This is a genomic window from Aliiroseovarius sp. PrR006 (assembly GCF_010500215.1).
GTDB lineage: Bacteria > Pseudomonadota > Alphaproteobacteria > Rhodobacterales > Rhodobacteraceae > Aliiroseovarius.
Map to the genome: position 1 here is coordinate 308,673 of NZ_JAAGOY010000004.1, position 16,566 is coordinate 325,238.

16 protein-coding genes are annotated in these 16,566 nt (G+C 60.1%); 8 read left to right on the plus strand and 8 right to left on the minus strand.

The window, feature by feature from the left end; translation table 11 throughout:
• The first annotated feature begins 49 nt into the window (after window positions 1-49).
• Window positions 50-1,255, plus strand: coding sequence for an RSP_2647 family RNA methyltransferase (locus G0Q00_RS01580; protein WP_163035743.1), 1,206 nt, complete (start codon window positions 50-52; stop codon window positions 1,253-1,255).
• Window positions 1,252-1,800 (plus strand): RSP_2648 family PIN domain-containing protein, encoded by a 549-nt coding sequence (locus G0Q00_RS01585; RefSeq protein WP_163035745.1) that lies wholly within the window; start codon window positions 1,252-1,254, stop codon window positions 1,798-1,800. The genes G0Q00_RS01580 and G0Q00_RS01585 overlap by 4 nt, the downstream gene beginning before the upstream one ends.
• 46 nt (window positions 1,801-1,846) lie before the next feature.
• On the opposite strand, the gene G0Q00_RS01590 is transcribed toward G0Q00_RS01585, so the two are convergent.
• From G0Q00_RS01590 to G0Q00_RS01600, 3 genes are read right to left on the minus strand one after another with little or no spacing between them, the layout of a single operon-like run.
• Window positions 1,847-2,527 (minus strand): M48 family metallopeptidase, encoded by a 681-nt coding sequence (locus G0Q00_RS01590; RefSeq protein WP_163035747.1) that lies wholly within the window; start codon window positions 2,525-2,527, stop codon window positions 1,847-1,849.
• Window positions 2,528-2,566: 39 nt separating this feature from the next.
• The gene (locus G0Q00_RS01595) at window positions 2,567-3,208 is read right to left on the minus strand and encodes a DedA family protein (RefSeq protein ID WP_163035749.1); all 642 of its coding nucleotides are present in this window, start codon (window positions 3,206-3,208) and stop codon (window positions 2,567-2,569) included.
• Window positions 3,208-3,573 (minus strand): hypothetical protein, encoded by a 366-nt coding sequence (locus G0Q00_RS01600; protein WP_370458515.1) that lies wholly within the window; start codon window positions 3,571-3,573, stop codon window positions 3,208-3,210. Before G0Q00_RS01600 ends, G0Q00_RS01595 begins: the two co-directional genes overlap by 1 nt.
• A gap of 137 nt (window positions 3,574-3,710) precedes the next feature.
• On the opposite strand from G0Q00_RS01600, the gene G0Q00_RS01605 reads away from it, so the two are divergent.
• Entirely contained in the window at window positions 3,711-4,028 is a 318-nt protein-coding gene (locus G0Q00_RS01605; RefSeq protein ID WP_203564877.1) for a DUF3817 domain-containing protein, read from the plus strand.
• On the opposite strand, the gene G0Q00_RS01610 is transcribed toward G0Q00_RS01605, so the two are convergent.
• The 4 genes from G0Q00_RS01610 to G0Q00_RS01620 form a co-directional block, all read right to left on the minus strand.
• A complete protein-coding gene (locus G0Q00_RS01610) occupies window positions 4,025-5,209 on the minus strand; it encodes a VWA domain-containing protein (protein WP_163035751.1) in 1,185 nt (394 codons plus the stop codon). The two genes, G0Q00_RS01605 and G0Q00_RS01610, sit on opposite strands and share 4 nt — an antisense overlap.
• A 9-nt stretch (window positions 5,210-5,218) precedes the next feature.
• Complete coding sequence (locus G0Q00_RS15780) at window positions 5,219-5,380, minus strand: hypothetical protein (protein ID WP_203564878.1); 162 nt, start codon at window positions 5,378-5,380, stop codon at window positions 5,219-5,221.
• Window positions 5,381-5,433: 53 nt separating this feature from the next.
• Window positions 5,434-6,819, minus strand: a complete 1,386-nt coding sequence (locus tag G0Q00_RS01615; protein ID WP_163035752.1) for a DUF2927 domain-containing protein — start codon at window positions 6,817-6,819, stop codon at window positions 5,434-5,436.
• A gap of 599 nt (window positions 6,820-7,418) precedes the next feature.
• The gene (locus G0Q00_RS01620) at window positions 7,419-8,264 is read right to left on the minus strand and encodes a MoxR family ATPase (protein WP_163035754.1); all 846 of its coding nucleotides are present in this window, start codon (window positions 8,262-8,264) and stop codon (window positions 7,419-7,421) included.
• Window positions 8,265-8,585: 321 nt separating this feature from the next.
• Between G0Q00_RS01620 and dksA the strand changes: the two genes are divergently transcribed.
• Both dksA and G0Q00_RS01630 read left to right on the plus strand, forming a co-directional pair.
• Window positions 8,586-9,008 (plus strand): RNA polymerase-binding protein DksA, encoded by a 423-nt coding sequence (gene dksA / locus G0Q00_RS01625; RefSeq protein ID WP_163035756.1) that lies wholly within the window; start codon window positions 8,586-8,588, stop codon window positions 9,006-9,008.
• A 162-nt stretch (window positions 9,009-9,170) separates the two neighbouring features.
• Window positions 9,171-10,337 (plus strand): FAD-dependent monooxygenase, encoded by a 1,167-nt coding sequence (locus tag G0Q00_RS01630; protein WP_163035758.1) that lies wholly within the window; start codon window positions 9,171-9,173, stop codon window positions 10,335-10,337.
• On the opposite strand, the gene G0Q00_RS01635 is transcribed toward G0Q00_RS01630, so the two are convergent.
• Window positions 10,334-11,146, minus strand: a complete 813-nt coding sequence (locus G0Q00_RS01635) for an oxaloacetate decarboxylase (RefSeq protein WP_163035760.1) — start codon at window positions 11,144-11,146, stop codon at window positions 10,334-10,336. The genes G0Q00_RS01630 and G0Q00_RS01635 overlap by 4 nt on opposite strands.
• Before the next feature lie 202 nt (window positions 11,147-11,348).
• On the opposite strand from G0Q00_RS01635, the gene guaB reads away from it, so the two are divergent.
• The 3 genes from guaB to G0Q00_RS01650 all read left to right on the plus strand — a co-directional run bounded on the left by guaB (window position 11,349) and on the right by G0Q00_RS01650 (window position 16,466).
• The gene (guaB, locus tag G0Q00_RS01640; protein ID WP_163035762.1) at window positions 11,349-12,797 is read left to right on the plus strand and encodes an IMP dehydrogenase; all 1,449 of its coding nucleotides are present in this window, start codon (window positions 11,349-11,351) and stop codon (window positions 12,795-12,797) included.
• 21 nt (window positions 12,798-12,818) lie between these two features.
• Window positions 12,819-13,988, plus strand: a complete 1,170-nt coding sequence (locus tag G0Q00_RS01645; RefSeq protein ID WP_163035764.1) for an RsmB/NOP family class I SAM-dependent RNA methyltransferase — start codon at window positions 12,819-12,821, stop codon at window positions 13,986-13,988.
• 165 nt (window positions 13,989-14,153) lie between these two features.
• Window positions 14,154-16,466 carry an ATP-binding protein gene (locus G0Q00_RS01650; protein WP_163035766.1) on the plus strand — a complete coding sequence of 771 codons (2,313 nt, stop codon included), beginning with the start codon at window positions 14,154-14,156 and terminating at the stop codon, window positions 16,464-16,466.
• The last annotated feature ends 100 nt before the right edge of the window (window positions 16,467-16,566 follow it).

Here is a 16,566-nt window from a genome sequence, read left to right on the forward strand (position 1 = left end):
TGCCACGGGTTAGGGAGGGCCAGACACGCACAGAACTTGCAGGCCGCCCATGACCCAAGACACCGACCGCCCAGTGATCCGCCTGAAGCCCAAAGCAAACGCGCGCGCCATCCGGCATGGGGCGCCTTGGGTCTATGATAACGAGCTGGTCACGGATCGGCGCACCAAGAAGATTGAAGCGGGCAGCATTGCCACGCTGGAAGATGCCGGGCGCGAGGTGATTGGCACCGTCGCCGTTACCCCAGGCTCGCGCATTTTTGCACGCATTCTGGATCGAGACCCGGCGGCGCAGATAGATCTGGAATGGTTTAAAGCCAAGTTTCAAGCCGCACTGGACCACCGCGCGCGCCTGTTTGATGCCCCGTTCTACCGTCTGATCCATGCCGAGGCGGACGGGTTGCCGGGCGTGATCATTGATCGGTTCGGCGATACGGCGGTGGTGCAGCCCAATGCTGCCTGGGCCGAAACGCATCTGGATCTTCTGACTGAGGCTCTGGTTCAGGTCACGGGCGTCACAAATGTTCTGAAAAACGCTTCAGGCCGTTCGCGGCAGTTGGAGGGGTTGGATGCGGATAACGCGGTCCTGCGCGGCGCTGCCCCCGACGCACCAGTCCACGTGCCGATGAACGGAGCGACCTATCTGGCGGACCTGACGGGCGGACAGAAAACCGGCCTGTTCTATGATCAGCGCCCGAACCACGCCTTTGCGGCGGGGCTGTCGAAGGATGCACGCGTGCTGGACGTGTTCTCGCATGTGGGCGGGTTTTCTCTGGCGGCTTTGGCGGGTGGCGCGTCCTCGGCGGTTGCTGTTGATGGATCGGCGGCGGCTTTGGCTCTGGCCGAAGGCGGGGCCGAAGCGATGGGTGCAGCTGACCGCTTCTCGACCCGTCAGGGCGACGCGTTTGATGTGCTGACCGCCCTGAATGACGAAGGCGCGCGGTTCGATGTGGTCATCTGTGACCCGCCCGCCTTTGCGCCGTCCAAAAAAGCGCTAGAGCCCGGTTTGCGTGCGTATGAGCGCGTGGCCCGTCTGGCGGCGCCTTTGGTGGCCCCCGGTGGCTATCTGGGCCTCTGTTCCTGTTCGCACGCAGCGACGATCGACAAATTCCGCAACGCCTCGATCCGCGGGATCGGGCGGGCAGGGCGCGCCAGCCAGTTGATCCACACGGGCTTTGCTGGGGCTGACCACCCGATGCACCCGCAGCTCGCGGAAAGTGGCTATCTGAAGTCGCTCTTCTTCCGGATCCTGCCGTGAAGGTTCTGATCGACGCCTGCGTCCTTTACCCGACCGTCATGCGCGAGATGGTGTTGGGCGCGGCGAAGCTGGGGTTGTTTACCCCTCTTTGGTCTCCTCGCATTCTGGAAGAATGGGCACGTGCAGCGACGAAACTTGGCCCGGATCAAGAGGCTTTCGCGCGCGGAGAGATTGCGCTGTTGAATGCTTATTGGCCCAAGGCGACGGTTCAGCCGGGCGCGGGCGTCGAGGCGCGCCTGTGGCTGCCGGATCAAAACGACATTCATGTTTTGGCCGCAGCCGTAACAGGTGGGGCTGACGTACTTCTGACGCTGAACAATGCGGACTTCCCGCGCCACACACTGGCCGAGGAAGGGGTGCGTCGCGATAGCCCGGATCTGTTCCTTCTGGAGTTTCTGAAAAGCCATCCCGCAGAAATGACCGTGCTCGGCCAGCGCGTGCTGTCCGAAGCGATCCGCTTGTCAGGTGATGACAGCTGGACGATGCGCAAACTGATGAAGAAGGCGCGTTTGCCTCGGTTGGGTAAGGCACTCGAAGCGCTCTAGCCCGTTTTCTTGCCAGAAAACGCAGCGGAGTTTTGCAAAACTCCGATCACACCCATTTCTCTTGGTTTTTCTCGATCGCAGCGATGCGGTCGGCGGTTTTCGGGTGGCTCATCAGCCACGCGGGCATCACGCCGCCACGCCCCTTGGTCAGCTCGTCCAGTTTCCCAAACAGGCTTTTCTGTCCCTCGGCCCCGATGCCCGACTTGATCAGAAGCGCGGTGGCATAAGCGTCGGCCTCGTATTCGTCGCCACGGCTCAGGCCCGCTGCCACCAACCGTGTCAAGATGCGCGCGATATAGACGCCAGCGCCGGGCAGGAAGCGCGAGATCATCATCGTCAACACCGTGCGCAGGGCGTTCTGGCCGGAAAAGTCGATCATCCGTTTGCGTGCGTGGCCCAAGGCGACGTGGCCCAACTCGTGCGCGATGACGCTGGCCAGTTCCTCACCGGTGACGCGCCCTTTCAGATACTCGTCGTAAAAACCCCGCGTGATGAAGATCCGGCCGTCCGGGGCCGCAAGCCCGTTCACCGGCTGGATCTCGTAAATATGCACAGGGATATCTGCCAGGTCCAAGCTGGCCGCCATCCGGTCCGTCAGCTCCTTCAGCTTCCGGTCCGCCAGCCGCGTGGACTTCGCATCCAGCTCGCGATGGGTGCGCCAGACCGAGAACCTGTAAAGGATCAGGCCATAAAGGATGGGCAAAAGGATCGGCAGAAGCTTAGTCATGGCCCCTATATGGGGGTAAATCGTCGGCCATGAAAGGGGCTAAGGGGCAGAGTTCGCTACCTCCTCCGCGAGATGCTTATGCCGTTCATGCGCGCGGATCATTGCCTTAATCCACACTAACGCGCCTGCAGCCACTACAAGAGCCGCCAGAAGGCCCGCGATGTTGCCCATCAAGTCGGCAAGGATTTCGATCCGCGAGGCAAATATGAAGCCAAGTCCGACATAGAGCGTGACCCAGATGGTCTCGCCCAGAATGTCCCAGATCGCAAAGCGAAGCCAGCCCAGACCAGTCGCGCCTGCGGCGAAATTCACCCACGGACCCAGCGGGGCAACCGCCCAGGTGGACAGGAACACGCCCAAGCCTCCGCGCCGATTGACGAAGGCATGCGCCTTGGCCAGTACGGCTTTCCGGGCGGGGTTGCGGGCCAGCTTTTCGAGCGCTGGGGTGCCTCCAAAGCGCCCAATGGCAAAGCCTGTTTGGTCTCCGATCACGGCACCGATGAAGGCCGCTGCGACCACATTGGTCAGCGCCAGATCTCCGGTCGCGGCAAAGGCTCCACCTGCCAGCATCATCAACGAGGTCGGGATGGGTAGGGCAAGGCAGGACAGGAAGGCCGAGGCAAACACCACCCACGGGCCATAGTCGGACAGAAGTGTAAAGACGAGCTCGGTCGAGATCATTACCGTCCGCCTTCATCCGGCGCAGAGGCCCGATGCGCCTCGATCGCGGCTTCAATTCGGGCGATCAGTTCGTCCAGCGGGATGCCCTGTGCTGCGGCAAGGCGTTTCAGGTTGCGCCCTTTCGGATCCTTGTCGCCCAAGGCCAGTGCCTCGATCATCACGGGGCGCGGTACGTCCCAAGAATGCGCGACATAATGCGGTGTCATCCACCCTGCGATCGGCTGGTCGATGTGATCAGGATCGTTCCAATACACCCAATTGCTGACGGTGCGCACGCCAAAGAAGGTCGAAGCCAACAGGGCAACAACCAAGATAACGGTGGCAACAGGGGCTGCGGCCCACATGCGGCGAAGGGAAGCGATCACTGGATTTCTCCTTCCTGTCAGGGTTACACGGGTGGAACCAGAATTTCCGTCACCATCTGTGCGACATTTCGCCGGATTTCGCCAGTGCGGTGGTGGCGTCTATGCCCGCCAGAACCAAATCTGCAGGGATCACGCATATGACCAAGGCCCGTTCCATCTGGATGTTCCGCAAAATCGCGTCCGTCGAAGGGTGGAGCTATATCGTGCTTCTGTTCGTCGCGATGCCCCTGAAATACTGGGCCGGCATGACCGAGATCGTCCCCTTAGTCGGGATGGCGCATGGCTGGTTATTCATTGTCTATATGGGCGCGCTGGTGTTCGCGTCCTCATATGGCGGCCTGTCGATGACGCGGGTAAACTGGGCCATTCTGGCCAGCTTGCTGCCCTTCGGCACCTTCGTTCATGATCCGTATCTGAAACGCGAAGAAGAGGCCGTGCGCGGCGAATCCGCTTAACGCCCCAAATCCTTCATACCGCGTTCGATCCCGTCGATGGTCATCGGCACCATGCGGCCTTCGAAGATCTGGTTGATCATCTGGACCGACTGGGTATAGCGCCAGTGATGCTCGGGCAGGGGGTTGATCCACATATTGTCCGGCCACTGCTCGCGCGCGCGCTCCAGCCAGACCTGACCGGTTTCATCGTTCCAATGCTCGTTCGCACCACCGCGATAGGCGATCTCGTAGGGCGACATCGAGGCGTCGCCGACGAAGATGCATTTGTAATCCGACCCATAGGTGCGCAGAACCTCCCACGTTGGGATTTGCTCGGTCCAGCGGCGTGAATTGTCGCGCCACACACCTTCGTAAAGGCAGTTGTGGAAATAGTAGTATTCGAGGTGCTTGAATTCAGACCGTGCGGCGGAAAAAAGCTCTTCCACCACTTTGATGTGTGGGTCCATCGATCCGCCAACATCAAGGAATAACAATACCTTGACGGCGTTCTTTCGTTCGGGGCGGGTCTTGACGTCCAGATAACCATGCTCGGCTGTGGCGCGAATGGTGCCGTCAAGATCCAGCTCGTCATGCGCGCCATCACGCGCCCAGTTACGTAGACGTTTCAGGGCGACCTTGATATTGCGGGTGCCCAGCTCGACCGAGTCGTCGAGGTTCTTGAATTCGCGCTTGTCCCAGACCTTCACGGCCCGCTGATGCCGCGAGCGATCTTGACCGATCCGCACACCTTCCGGGTTGTAGCCATAGGCGCCAAAGGGCGACGTGCCCGCCGTGCCGATCCACTTGTTGCCGCCTTGGTGGCGGCCTTCCTGTTCCTTCAGACGCTCTTTCAGCGTCTCCATCAGCTTGTCGAATCCGCCAAGCGCCTCGATCTCGGCCATTTCCTCGGGGGACATGAACTTCTCGGCCATTTTTTCCAGCCATTCCTGCGGGATATCGACGGCTTCAAGCATCTGATCAGCGCTGATCGCCTCGAGACCTTCAAAACTGGCGGCAAAGGCGCGGTCGAACTTGTCCAGATTGCGTTCGTCCTTCACCATCGCGGTGCGGGCGAGGTAATAGAACCCCTCGATGTCATAGGTGACCAGCCCGGCCTTCATCGCCTCCAGAAAAGACAGGTATTCGCGCAGGGATACCGGCACATTGGCGGCGCGGAGGTTTTCGAAGAAGGGTAAGAACATGGGCGGGCCTTAGGTTCGGGTGATCATGATGGCGATGAAGGTCGCGATCAGTGCCAGAACGATGCCGTAGACCGCCCCATATTGCGCCATATCCAGCCGGTTTCCGCCGCGTTTCTTTGCCCGCAGCGCACCAAAGGTTGCGCCCATCACAAAAGCCACAATTACAATCATCTTCGCATCCCTGGCTTATGGCCCCCTTGCCCCGGGGAACCCTGTCATCCTGCCTAGCCGGGTGCAATGGCTGCGATCTCGCGAAGCCGTGCCCCCACCTGAGCGTTTGAGCCGAAGCCATACCGCGCCCAGCCCAGACTGTCGAGCCGTAGGCGCGCAGCGTCACTTGCGTGACCTTTGCGATCCAATGCCTCGGCTTTGATCATCATCATCGTGGCCAGAAGGGCGGCATTTTGGGCCTGCCGGACCGCGGGAAGGTGACGGTTTACGGTTGCAATGGCCTGATCCAAATTGCCCGCCGACAGCGCATAGGCGGCCAGTTGTACACCGATATGCGCGGCATGCAGGTCAGTGCCGGCGCGGTCGCGATAGATGGCATTGGCGTCTTTGAAGGCTGCAAAAGCGAGCTTGCTGTCGGACTGAATATGCAACTGGCCCATGGCAAACAGGCTGAAGGCCAACCGATTGTCCTGCCACCCTTTCTGTCGCGCGATCGAGACTGCGCGCAGGGCTGCTAGCTGACGCTGCTTGATGGCTTTGCCCTGTCCCAGAGCGTCAGAGATAGCGCGCTTCCATGCCGTAGGCGTTGGGGGCGTAAGGCGTGGGGTGCCGGATCCGCCCGCTGGGTTCAGGCGCTTCAGCACGACGGGAAGGCGTTGCGCCACCTCGGCCCGCGACTGGCCCGAGCGCAGGTCCGGCGCGTAATAGGCCCGCAGGATCAGCATGTCGAAGCCGGTGAGCACCGTGTGGAAGTTATCGTCGTTGAATACGCTGTTTTCCAGCCGATAGAGGTCATTCACCGGGCCAAGCGCCTGTGCGACTTCCTCGTGCAGGCAGTCGCGCATCTCTTGCGGGCTGACATCGGACGGGATGATCACGGTCATCTGCCTGCGCTGCCGCATCCGTGTCCAATCGGTGCGCGCGGTGCCGCGATGGCGCAGGTAATCATCCCACCCTGCCACGTTGGGGGCTACGAAACAGGCCGCATGGGGCACGTGCCGTTGGAGCTTCCGCTTAGGGATCAGCTCGACGGTTATCTGTCCCCCTGACGCGCCCGCGCCGCGGCGAATGTCGATGCCGGCCTCTTGGCGCAGACGGAACAACAGCTGGTCCAGATCGGCCTGCATCCGGGCCGGAGCACGCCCGGCGACCGTGACGGAAATCGGGCCTTCAAACCGCGAGAGGGCGGCAAGGGGGCGACCGCTTTCCAACTGAAAGCTCAGATCCAGGAAGTCTCCTATGATCAAGCTGTTGGACCGGATCGGGCGTGTACCTTTTGTTGTCGGAAAGACCTTCATGGCGGGCAAGGTGGCTGGTAATCCAGCGCGCCGCGTTGCGACCTCGTCTACGCTGGTCCCGCGCGAATTGGGAACCGTCGCCACACATCCAGCTAGTAGAAAGGCGGCGGGGATCAGGAATGAGAGGCGGCGAGACCACATTAGAAGCTCCTTCCACAGCTGGCGGAGGACACGCGCCAAGGCGATCCACCGCGAACGTGATGTGTCAGAAGGGGGCGAACGCTCCCGGATAAATGCAAGCATCCGGCCGATCTGGGGTCAGATCGCCGGTAAAAACGCGCCACGTCAGCGCGCGCCCTGACGGGCGGGGCCCGGTCGCTCAGGGTCTCGTTCAAGGCGGTCAGGACTGCGTCGGACGGGGTGGTTTCATATCCCCGTGGCCCAACGTATTTCTCGCCATGCAGCCTGCGATCGTTCCACCGGTCGCAAGGCACTACATTGGCGCGGCTCGTCTCGCTCTGAACGGAAATGCAGGCATTGTTTCCCATTACAATACAAACACACCGTTTTTATGCCCCCCCAGGCATCAAAAAATCATAAGGGTGGTGGTGGTCCGATCCCAAGCAAAACCATCACATTAAGTGCAAACGGACCGTCAAAAAACACGTTTTGTCAATATGTTGTGGGGCTGAGTTGCATCGGCACAACGGCAAATGGACTGGGCCTGCGCACGGGGTCGAATCATAAACGGGGCCAAGTTGCCTTGACCCCGCCTGTATTTCGATTGAATTTCTGGTGCGTCAGCGCTGTCCACGTGCCATGAACGCCAGCCGTTCAAACAGGTGCACATCCTGTTCGTTCTTCAACAGCGCCCCATGCAGGGTGGGCAGTGCGCTGGCGCCATCACGCTTCAGCTCGGCCGGGTCGATATCCTCGGCCAAAAGCAGCTTCAGCCAATCCAGAACTTCCGAGGTCGACGGCTTTTTCTTCAGCCCGGGCTGTTCACGGATCTCATAGAACTGGGTCAGCGCTTCGGTCAGCAGGCGCGCTTTGATGCCGGGGTGATGGACTTCGACGATGCGGGCCATCGTTTCTGCATCCGGGAAGCGGATATAGTGGAAGAAACAGCGGCGCAGGAAGGCGTCGGGCAGCTCTTTTTCGTTGTTCGACGTGATGATGATGATCGGACGGTGGCGGGCCTTGATGGTTTCGCCGGTCTCGTAGACGTGGAATTCCATCTTATCCAGCTCTTGCAGCAGATCGTTCGGAAACTCGATATCCGCCTTGTCGATCTCGTCAATCAGCAGAACCACGCGCTCGTCGGCCTCGAATGCTTCCCAAAGCTTGCCACGCTTGATGTAGTTCTTGACGTCATGCACCCGTTCGTCGCCCAGCTGGCTGTCGCGCAGACGGCTGACCGCGTCATATTCATACAGACCCTGTTGCGCCTTGGTGGTGGACTTGATGTTCCACTCGATCATGCGCGCGCCCAAGGCACTGGCGACCTGCAGGGCCAGCTCGGTCTTGCCGGTTCCGGGTTCCCCTTTTACCAGAAGCGGACGTTCCAAGGTGACCGCTGCGTTCACAGCGACCTTCAGGTCATCGGTGGCCACATAGCTGTCGGTTCCGTCAAAGCGATTGGTCATGCCCATTCCTTACATCCGGTGCGTACGATGTGTGACGAGGTAAACGCCAACGTGCATTTTGGCAAGGCCAAGGCGCTTTGACGCTACGGCGTCAGATTGGAATCGTTCCTGCGTAATCTGCGGTCAATCTGCTCACAAATTGAACACGAGATGTCACACGCTATCAGTGGCTTAGTCGAAAGTGCCGAAATGCTTTTCTGGGTTAAGTTTTTCAGGCGTGACATTCCATGTAAGCGGGTGTACATCAGCGCCAGAAGAAACCGGGCGCTTACTGGCGAAAAGGTCTCCAGGAACCGCGATCCGGTATAAGAGGGAGTTGGTATGAAAGCCGAGACTTTCCTGTCCGACGATTATCGGCCAGCCGAAGACGAACCATTCATGAATGACAGGCAGCTGGAGTACTTCCGGCGCAAACTTGAAGCTTGGAAGGCCGAGCTTCTGGACGAAAGCCGTCACACGATCGAAGGCCTGCAAGACGGCACGCGCAACATTCCCGACATCGCGGATCGCGCCTCGGAAGAGACGGACCGCGCGCTGGAACTGCGCACCCGCGACCGCGCACGCAAGCTGGTTGCCAAGATTGATCAGGCGCTGCGCCGGATTGACGAAGGTGAATACGGGTATTGTGAAGACACGGGCGAGCCGATCTCGCTGAAGCGTCTGGATGCACGTCCGATCGCAACGCTGAGCCTTGAGGCTCAGGAGCGCCACGAGCGCCGCGAGAAGGTGCATCGCGACGACTGATCCGGGGTCGGGTGGGGCGTTCTGGTTGGAGGACGGCGCGTTTTGTCACGTACCCTTGGAAAAAGAACCATGTCACAAAGGCGGCGGGCTTACCGTCGCCTTTGTCGTTGAAGGGGGCAGAGCTTCAACGATGACGCAGACGCTGAGCAGGGACCGCAAGGCATGATTAAAGATCAGCAAATCACCATCTTGGGCGCCGGGATCGGCGGATTGGCTGCGGCCGTTGCCTTGGCCCAGCGCGGCGCGAAAGTAACCGTTCTGGAGCAAGCCCCTGCCATCACCGAGGTCGGCGCGGGATTTCAGATCAGCCCGAACGGTGTCCGTGTGCTGGACGCCTTGGGACTGGGGGATAAGGCGCGGGCACAGGCGGTGCGGGGGCAGGGTGTCTGGCTGCGGGATGGGGTCTCGGGGCATGGCGTTCTGGATTTGGACTTTCGCAAACTGAAACCTGACGACACGTTCCTGCTGTATCACCGCGCAGATCTTCAGAAACTGCTTCACCAGGCTGCGCTGGATGCGGGTGTCACAGTTCTCTGTGGACAGCGGGTGCAGGCGGTGCACCCGGGGCCGGATGGCTCCGAGGTGACGCTTGAAGGCCAAGACCCGGTCAACATGGGCTTTGTGGTCGGCGCGGACGGGCTGCATTCGGTCATGCGCGCGGCGCTGAACGGCCCGGCGACGCCTGAGTTCACCGGGCAGGTGGCCTGGCGTGCGCTGGTGCCCGCCACGGGGCGCGAGCAAAGCGAGGCGACGGTTTTTATGGGGCCGGGGCGCCACATGGTGACATATCCGCTGCGCGAAGGCCGCGTGGTTAACATCGTCGCGGTTGAAGAACGCGACACTTGGGCTGAAGAAGGCTGGTTTCACAAGGATGATCCAGCCAATCTGTTGGCGGCATTCTCGGACTTTTGCGACGATGCGATGGCGCTTCTTGAGCGCGTGGACAAGGCGCATATCTGGGGTCTGTTCCTGCACCCGGTGGCCGAGTATTGGCATCAGGGGCAGGCGGTGTTGCTGGGCGATGCAGCCCACCCCACCTTGCCCTTCATGGCGCAAGGGGCCGTGATGGCGTTGGAGGACGCGTGGGTGCTGGCAGACTGTCTGGATCGGTTCGGGGTCGAACGCGGGCCTGCGGTCTATCAAGACAAGCGCCGCCCGCGCACAGCAAAAATCGTGGCCGAGGCGCACAAGAACGCGCGCAACTATCACTATGCAAACCCGTTGGTGCGCAACGCGGGGCACACGGCGATGCGGCTGGTCGGGCGGTTTGCGCCGCACGCGTTGATGCGGCGCTATGACTGGATCTATGACTTCGACGTTACGGCTTAAAGCAACGCGTCGATCTTGTCGCCCGAGATGCCTTTACCCAAAAGGCTGAAATCTCCGTCTTCGAACATGCCGTGGGCCGCGTCAAAGATCACCCGATGCGTCGCACGGGCGAGCGCTGATCCAAGCGAGATCCGCGCCACGCCTGCCTTGGCAAAGTCCCGGCGGCTGTGTTGCGTGAACGGTCCTGCGGCCAAGGCATTCACGGGCAGATCCGTCGACGCACAAATCGCCGCCTGATCCTCGATCGTGCCGGGCAGGGGGATGTAAAGGCAGTCCGCCCCGGCGTCCTCGTACCCCTTCAAACGCGCCATCGCTTCGGACAGATTATATTGCCCGTTCATCACCCCATCCGCACGCGCGACCAGCACGAAGTCACCGGGAAGCGCGCGGGCGGCTGCCGCAGCCGCACGGATGCGCTCAATCGCCTTGTCGCGGGCATAGGGTTTGGCGTCGGGCAAAGCCGTATCCTCGATCGAGATGCCCGCCAGACCGGCCTCGTAGGCCAGCTTCACGGTCTCGGCGCAGGTGTCGGGATCATCGCCAAAGCCGTTCTCGAAATCGCCCGAAACCGGGATGTCTACAGCGGCCACCAGATCCTGCGCATGGGCCAGTGCTTCGTCGCGGGTCACATGACCCATATCCGGGCGGCCCAGCGTGAAGGCATGCGCGGCTGACGATGTGGCGATTGCCTCGGCCCCTAAGGCCGCCAGCATCTTGGCGCTGCCAATGTCCCATGCGTTGGCCAGAATGAACGGGTTGCCCTTTTGGTGCAGGACGCGAAAGGCGGTGCCGCGATTGGTGTCGGTCATGATGTGCCTCCCCATGTTCACATTTGTTCCCCTTCAGGAATTCACGTGCTATTCGGTTTGTCAAACCCCGGAAATCGGTGCGGAATGCGGTTCCCAAAGAAAACAGGTCCTTTAGGGACAGAAATATCACCTCGCCCCTTTCCAAATGCCCCAACCCATGAGATAGGGACGTGCCAAACGAAAACTCCCAAGGAGAACGCTCATGGAGATTCGCGAGGCCCTTACCTTTGATGATGTCCTGCTGGTGCCAGCGGCCAGCAACGTGCTGCCCTCGACTGCGGATACGTCCACCCATGTGACCCGCTCGATCGCGCTGAATATCCCGCTCTTGAGCTCGGCAATGGATACAGTGACCGAAGCCCGCATGGCCATTGCGATGGCGCAGGCTGGCGGCATGGGCGTGATCCACAAGAACCTGGACGCGGAAGAGCAAGCCCGTCAGGTACGTCGCGTGAAGCGTTTTGAAAGTGGGATTGTCTATAACCCGATCACACTGACCGCAGATCAGACGCTGGCAGATGCCAAGGCGCTGCAAGAACGCTATCGCGTCACCGGTTTCCCGGTTGTTGGCCCGGATGGCCGCGTGGTGGGCATCGTGACCAACCGCGACATGCGTTTTGCCACCTCGGATGATACGCCGGTCAGCGTCATGATGACCGCGGACAATCTGGCGATGTTGCAGGAACCCGCCGAGCTGGAAGAGGCGAAAAGCCTGATGAAGGCCCGCCGGATCGAGAAGCTTCTGGTAACCGATGCGAACGGCAAGCTGACGGGCCTTCTGACCTTGAAAGACACCGAACAGGCCGTGTTGAACCCGACCGCCTGTAAGGACGATCTGGGCCGTCTGCGCGTCGCTGCGGCAAGCTCGGTTGGGGACAGCGGGTTTGCGCGTTCAGAGATGCTGATTGATGCGGGTGCAGACATTGTGGTTGTCGACACCGCACACGGCCACTCTGAAGGTGTGATCGAGGCCGTGAAGCGTGTGAAAGCGCTGTCCAGCACGGTTCAGGTGATCGCGGGCAACGTGGCCACGGGTGATGCCACCCGCGCGTTGATTGATGCGGGTGCGGACGCGGTGAAAGTGGGCATTGGCCCCGGCTCGATCTGCACCACGCGGATGGTCGCCGGTGTGGGCGTCCCGCAGCTGACCGCGATTTCGGATTGTGCCGAAGCGGCTGGTGACATTCCGGTCATCGCCGACGGTGGCATCAAGTTCTCGGGCGACTTCGCCAAGGCCATCGCTGCGGGCGCAAGCTGTGCCATGGTTGGTTCCATGATCGCAGGCACCGATGAAAGCCCGGGCGAGGTGATCCTGTATCAGGGTCGTTCGTTCAAAGCCTATCGCGGTATGGGTTCGCTGGGTGCGATGGCCCGTGGTTCGGCGGATCGCTACTTCCAGAAGGACGCAGCCTCGGACAAGCTGGTGCCGGAAGGCATCGAAGGTCAGGTGCCCTATAAAGGCCCCGCAGGCACCGTGATTCACCAACTGGTGGGCGGTCTGCGGGCCGCCATGGGCTATACCGGCAATGCCACCGTGGACGAGATGCGCAAGAACTGCCAGTTCGTCAAAATCACTGGCGCAGGTCTGAAGGAAAGCCATGTGCATGACGTTCAGATCACGCGCGAGAGCCCGAACTATCGGATCGGCTAGTGCCATGACAGGGATCCTGCGATGACACCCGGCGCACGCGTCGCCGCTGCAATCGAGGTGCTGGACAGCTATCTGTCCGGCACACCGGTCGAGCAAGCCCTGACCGGCTGGGCACGCAGCCACCGTTTTGCAGGCTCGAAAGACCGGGCCGCCATCCGCGATCACGTGTTTGACGCGGTGCGCCGCTTGGCGTCGGCGCAGGCGCTTGGCGGCGGCACGGACGGACGCGCCGTGATGATTGGGCTTCTGCGCGGGCAGGGACTGGATCCGGAAGAGCTGTTCACCGGAGAAGGCCACGCACCTTCTGTGTTGAGTGACACCGAAGCGTCAGTCTCGGCAGATATGACCCGCGCGCAGTCGCTGGACTGCCCGGACTGGCTGTTGACAGAGTTTGATCGCAGCCTTGGCGCAGATGCAGACGCCGTGCTGGACAGTCTGCGCAACCGGGCGCCCGTGTTCGTGCGGGCAAATCTGGCGAAATGCGATCGCGAGAGGGCCGCGACGATCCTGGCGGAAGATGGGATCGAAACACGGCCGTCCGTATTGGCGTCCTCGGCACTTGAAGTGATTGAGAATCCCCGCAAAATCAAAACTTCACGCGCGTTTCTTGAAGGCTATGTCGAGCTTCAGGATGCCGCTTCCCAAGCCGTGATCGAGGCTTTGAACATTCAGCCTGGCATGCGGGTTCTGGACTATTGTGCTGGCGGTGGCGGCAAGGCGTTGGCGATGGCCGCACTGGGGGCGGATGTGACCGCGCATGACCTGTCGTGGGAGCGGATGAAAGACATCCCGGCGCGGGCCGCGCGTGCTGGTGTCTCGATCAAACGGGTCCGGCACGAAGACCTGAAAAACCTTGGCGGGTTTGATCTGGTGCTAGCCGATGCTCCGTGTTCTGGCAGTGGATCATGGCGGCGTGCTCCGCATGGAAAGTGGCTTTTGACGCCTGAAAAACTCGCCGGGATCCAGTCTGCGCAGTGGGACATCCTACGCGCGATGCCATCCTGTCTGACACCCGGCGGGCAAATGGCCTACGCCACCTGTTCGGTTCTGAAAAGCGAAAATCAGGATCAGGTGCAGGCGTTTCTAAGTGATTGTGATAATTACAAGATGTCGTCAGAGCGCCAGTTTACACCGCTGGACGGCGGCGACGGATTTTACGTGTCACAACTTATGCACAATTCGGGCAAATAAAAAACAATCATAGGTAGTCTACCTTCCTTCATTAATCGGGCATTAACCCTCTTCTTTCAGAAAAGAGGGGATTTCTGAGAAGGAACCATCGTGCATTCACTCGCCTTCACCTCGCATCCATTTGCTCTTGTTGCATTGCGCCTCGCGCCCAGAACGTGGCTATTGATGCTGATTGGCGCCGTGTTTTTAGGGGCATCTTGGTTGGTTGTGTCTCCTAAGGTCGGGCTTGGTCTGATTCTGACCGGGATGGCCTTCATCAGCTTGGCTACGGTCATTGGGGGACTCGCTTTATTGCAGAAACTGCGCAGGGGGCGGTTGGCGTCTGCTTTGTCGGGCCTGTTCGAGAATGACAAGACCGCGGCTTTCCTAACAGATGGCGATGGCGCGGTGATCTATCGCAATGCGGCATCACGAGATCTGTTCGAGGGCGCATCCAGCAATGCCCTGTCGATGCAACTGGCGGATTTCTATGCGGCACCGGCCTCGGTTCTTTATGGGTTGCAAAGGCGTGCGCAGGCGTTGGGAAACGCAACGGAAGAGGTCAATACAGCGCGCGGGCGGATCCGCATACAGATCCACCTTGTCGAAGAAGGTGGGTTTCTATGGAAGATAGAGCAGTATTCTTTGCGGGATGCGGGCGCGCGCGGGGGCGAGCACATTGGCCTTCCGATGATGACTGCCTCGAAAACCGGGACCATCCTGTTCATGAACGACGCTGCGCGGAACCTGTTGGGCGGGCGCGAAACCACGCTGGATCGAATTTTTACCGAGTTTCCACTGCAGCCGGGTACGATCATGCAGGTGTCCGGGCGTGATGGACCCGTGCCTGCCTTGGTATGCGAGCTTCCCACTTCTGCTGGGCGACGAGAGCTTTACCTGCTGCCGCCAAGCTCGGCGCCAGAGCTTTCAACCGATGAATGGGCGTTTATTGATGGGCTGCCGGTTCCCTTGTTAAAGGTCGATCTCGGCGGTCGCATCACCATGGCCAACCGCCGTGCCCGTGATCTGCTGGGGGATAAAGACGCGATTGGGTCCTTGATGGCGGATCAAGTTGAGGGGCTTGGGCGCCCGGTGTCTGAATGGCTCCGAGAGGCCCATGCCGGGCGGCATCTTGGCCGCTCTGAAATTGTCCGTGCAACACGCATTGATGAAGATGTCTTCATCCAGATTTCGCTGGCTCAAATCAGCGAAGAAAACAGTACCGCCCTTGTGGCTGTGCTGCAGGACGCGACCGAGTTGAAGTCGCTGGAAGCCCAGTTCGTGCAAAGCCAGAAGATGGAGGCGATTGGCCAGCTCGCCGGTGGTGTTGCCCATGATTTCAATAACTTGCTGACCGCGATCTCGGGGCATTGCGACCTTCTGATGATGGGGCGCGACGAGCAAGACCCGGCCTATTCCGACCTGTCTCAGATCATTCAGAATGCCAACCGCGCCGCCGCGTTGGTTCGGCAGCTTCTGGCATTCTCGCGCAAGCAGACGTTGAGGCCTGAAAAGCTTCTGTTGACCGAGTCGCTTGCGGATTTAACCCACCTGTTGAACCGTTTGGTGGGCGAAAAGATCTCGCTCCAACTGGATCACGATGCAGAGCTTATGCCCATTCGCGCCGACCGGCGGCAGCTGGATCAGGTGATTATGAACCTTGTGGTAAATGCTCGGGATGCGATGCAAAATGGTGGAACGATCCGCGTCGAAACCCGCAATGTTTTCCTTGAAACGGCCCTTCGGCGCGATCGCGCCAGCGTTCCTGCTGGGGACTACGTTGCCATTCGCGTGATAGATGAAGGAACGGGTATTCCGGCTGATAAAATCGGTAAAATTTTCGAGCCGTTTTTTACCACCAAAAAAGCCGGTAAAGGCACCGGGCTTGGTCTGTCGATGGCTTATGGCATCGTGAAGCAGATGGGCGGGTACATTTTCGTCGACTCACTGCCGGGGCAGGGCACGACCTTCACGCTGTATTTCCCGGTCAGTCGAGAGATCGATTTTCCGGAAGATGCCGTCGAGGCGGACGTGGACGATAATATCCAAGATATGGGCGCCCCGCAGGCAGTGTTAGAGCTGTCTCTTGATACGCCTGCGGTTACCCAAAAAACTGAGCCAACAAATGCAGATGCCGGTGGTGTGGTCCTGTTGGTCGAAGATGAAGCGCCCGTGCGCGCCTTTGCCTCGCGCGCACTTCGCATGCGGGGGTTCACGGTTTTGGAAGCGGACTGCGCCGAACAAGCCTTGCAGGTTCTGGAAGATACCGCGCTAAAGATCGACGTGTTTGTCACCGATGTGATCATGCCCGGAATGGACGGCCCAACTTGGGTGAGCAAGGCACTCAAGGATCGCCCGGACGCGAAGGTGGTGTTCATGTCGGGCTATGCCGAGGATTCGGTGTCGGATCATCAGGCGCGTATCCCAAACTCGGTCTTCCTGCCAAAACCGTTCTCGCTAACGGATCTGACTGCAACCGTGAATGACCAGATACACTGATAGCCCGGATCAGATCACCAAAATCGTCATCGGCACTTGGCATAACCTACCGTAATATAACACTATAATAGGCATTGTTCTGCTTTGTAACGCGCGTGAA

Excerpts from the sequence above, each read along its gene's own strand:
- guaB (WP_163035762.1), top strand. The coding sequence starts at position 11,349 with ATGGAGATTCGCGAGGCCCTTACCTTTGATGATGTCCTGCTGGTGCCA.
- G0Q00_RS01645 (WP_163035764.1), top strand. The coding sequence starts at position 12,819 with ATGACACCCGGCGCACGCGTCGCCGCTGCAATCGAGGTGCTGGACAGC.
- G0Q00_RS01590 (WP_163035747.1), bottom strand. The coding sequence starts at position 2,527 with ATGACTAAGCTTCTGCCGATCCTTTTGCCCATCCTTTATGGCCTGATC.
- G0Q00_RS01595 (WP_163035749.1), bottom strand. The coding sequence starts at position 3,208 with ATGATCTCGACCGAGCTCGTCTTTACACTTCTGTCCGACTATGGCCCG.
- G0Q00_RS01630 (WP_163035758.1), top strand. The coding sequence starts at position 9,171 with ATGATTAAAGATCAGCAAATCACCATCTTGGGCGCCGGGATCGGCGGA.
- G0Q00_RS01650 (WP_163035766.1), top strand. The coding sequence starts at position 14,154 with ATGCTGATTGGCGCCGTGTTTTTAGGGGCATCTTGGTTGGTTGTGTCT.
- G0Q00_RS01615 (WP_163035752.1), bottom strand. The coding sequence starts at position 6,819 with ATGTGGTCTCGCCGCCTCTCATTCCTGATCCCCGCCGCCTTTCTACTA.
- G0Q00_RS01620 (WP_163035754.1), bottom strand. The coding sequence starts at position 8,264 with ATGACCAATCGCTTTGACGGAACCGACAGCTATGTGGCCACCGATGAC.
- G0Q00_RS01605 (WP_203564877.1), top strand. The coding sequence starts at position 3,711 with ATGACCAAGGCCCGTTCCATCTGGATGTTCCGCAAAATCGCGTCCGTC.
- G0Q00_RS01635 (WP_163035760.1), bottom strand. The coding sequence starts at position 11,146 with ATGACCGACACCAATCGCGGCACCGCCTTTCGCGTCCTGCACCAAAAG.
- G0Q00_RS01610 (WP_163035751.1), bottom strand. The coding sequence starts at position 5,209 with ATGTTCTTACCCTTCTTCGAAAACCTCCGCGCCGCCAATGTGCCGGTA.
- G0Q00_RS01580 (WP_163035743.1), top strand. The coding sequence starts at position 50 with ATGACCCAAGACACCGACCGCCCAGTGATCCGCCTGAAGCCCAAAGCA.
- dksA (WP_163035756.1), top strand. The coding sequence starts at position 8,586 with ATGAAAGCCGAGACTTTCCTGTCCGACGATTATCGGCCAGCCGAAGAC.
- G0Q00_RS15780 (WP_203564878.1), bottom strand. The coding sequence starts at position 5,380 with ATGATTGTAATTGTGGCTTTTGTGATGGGCGCAACCTTTGGTGCGCTG.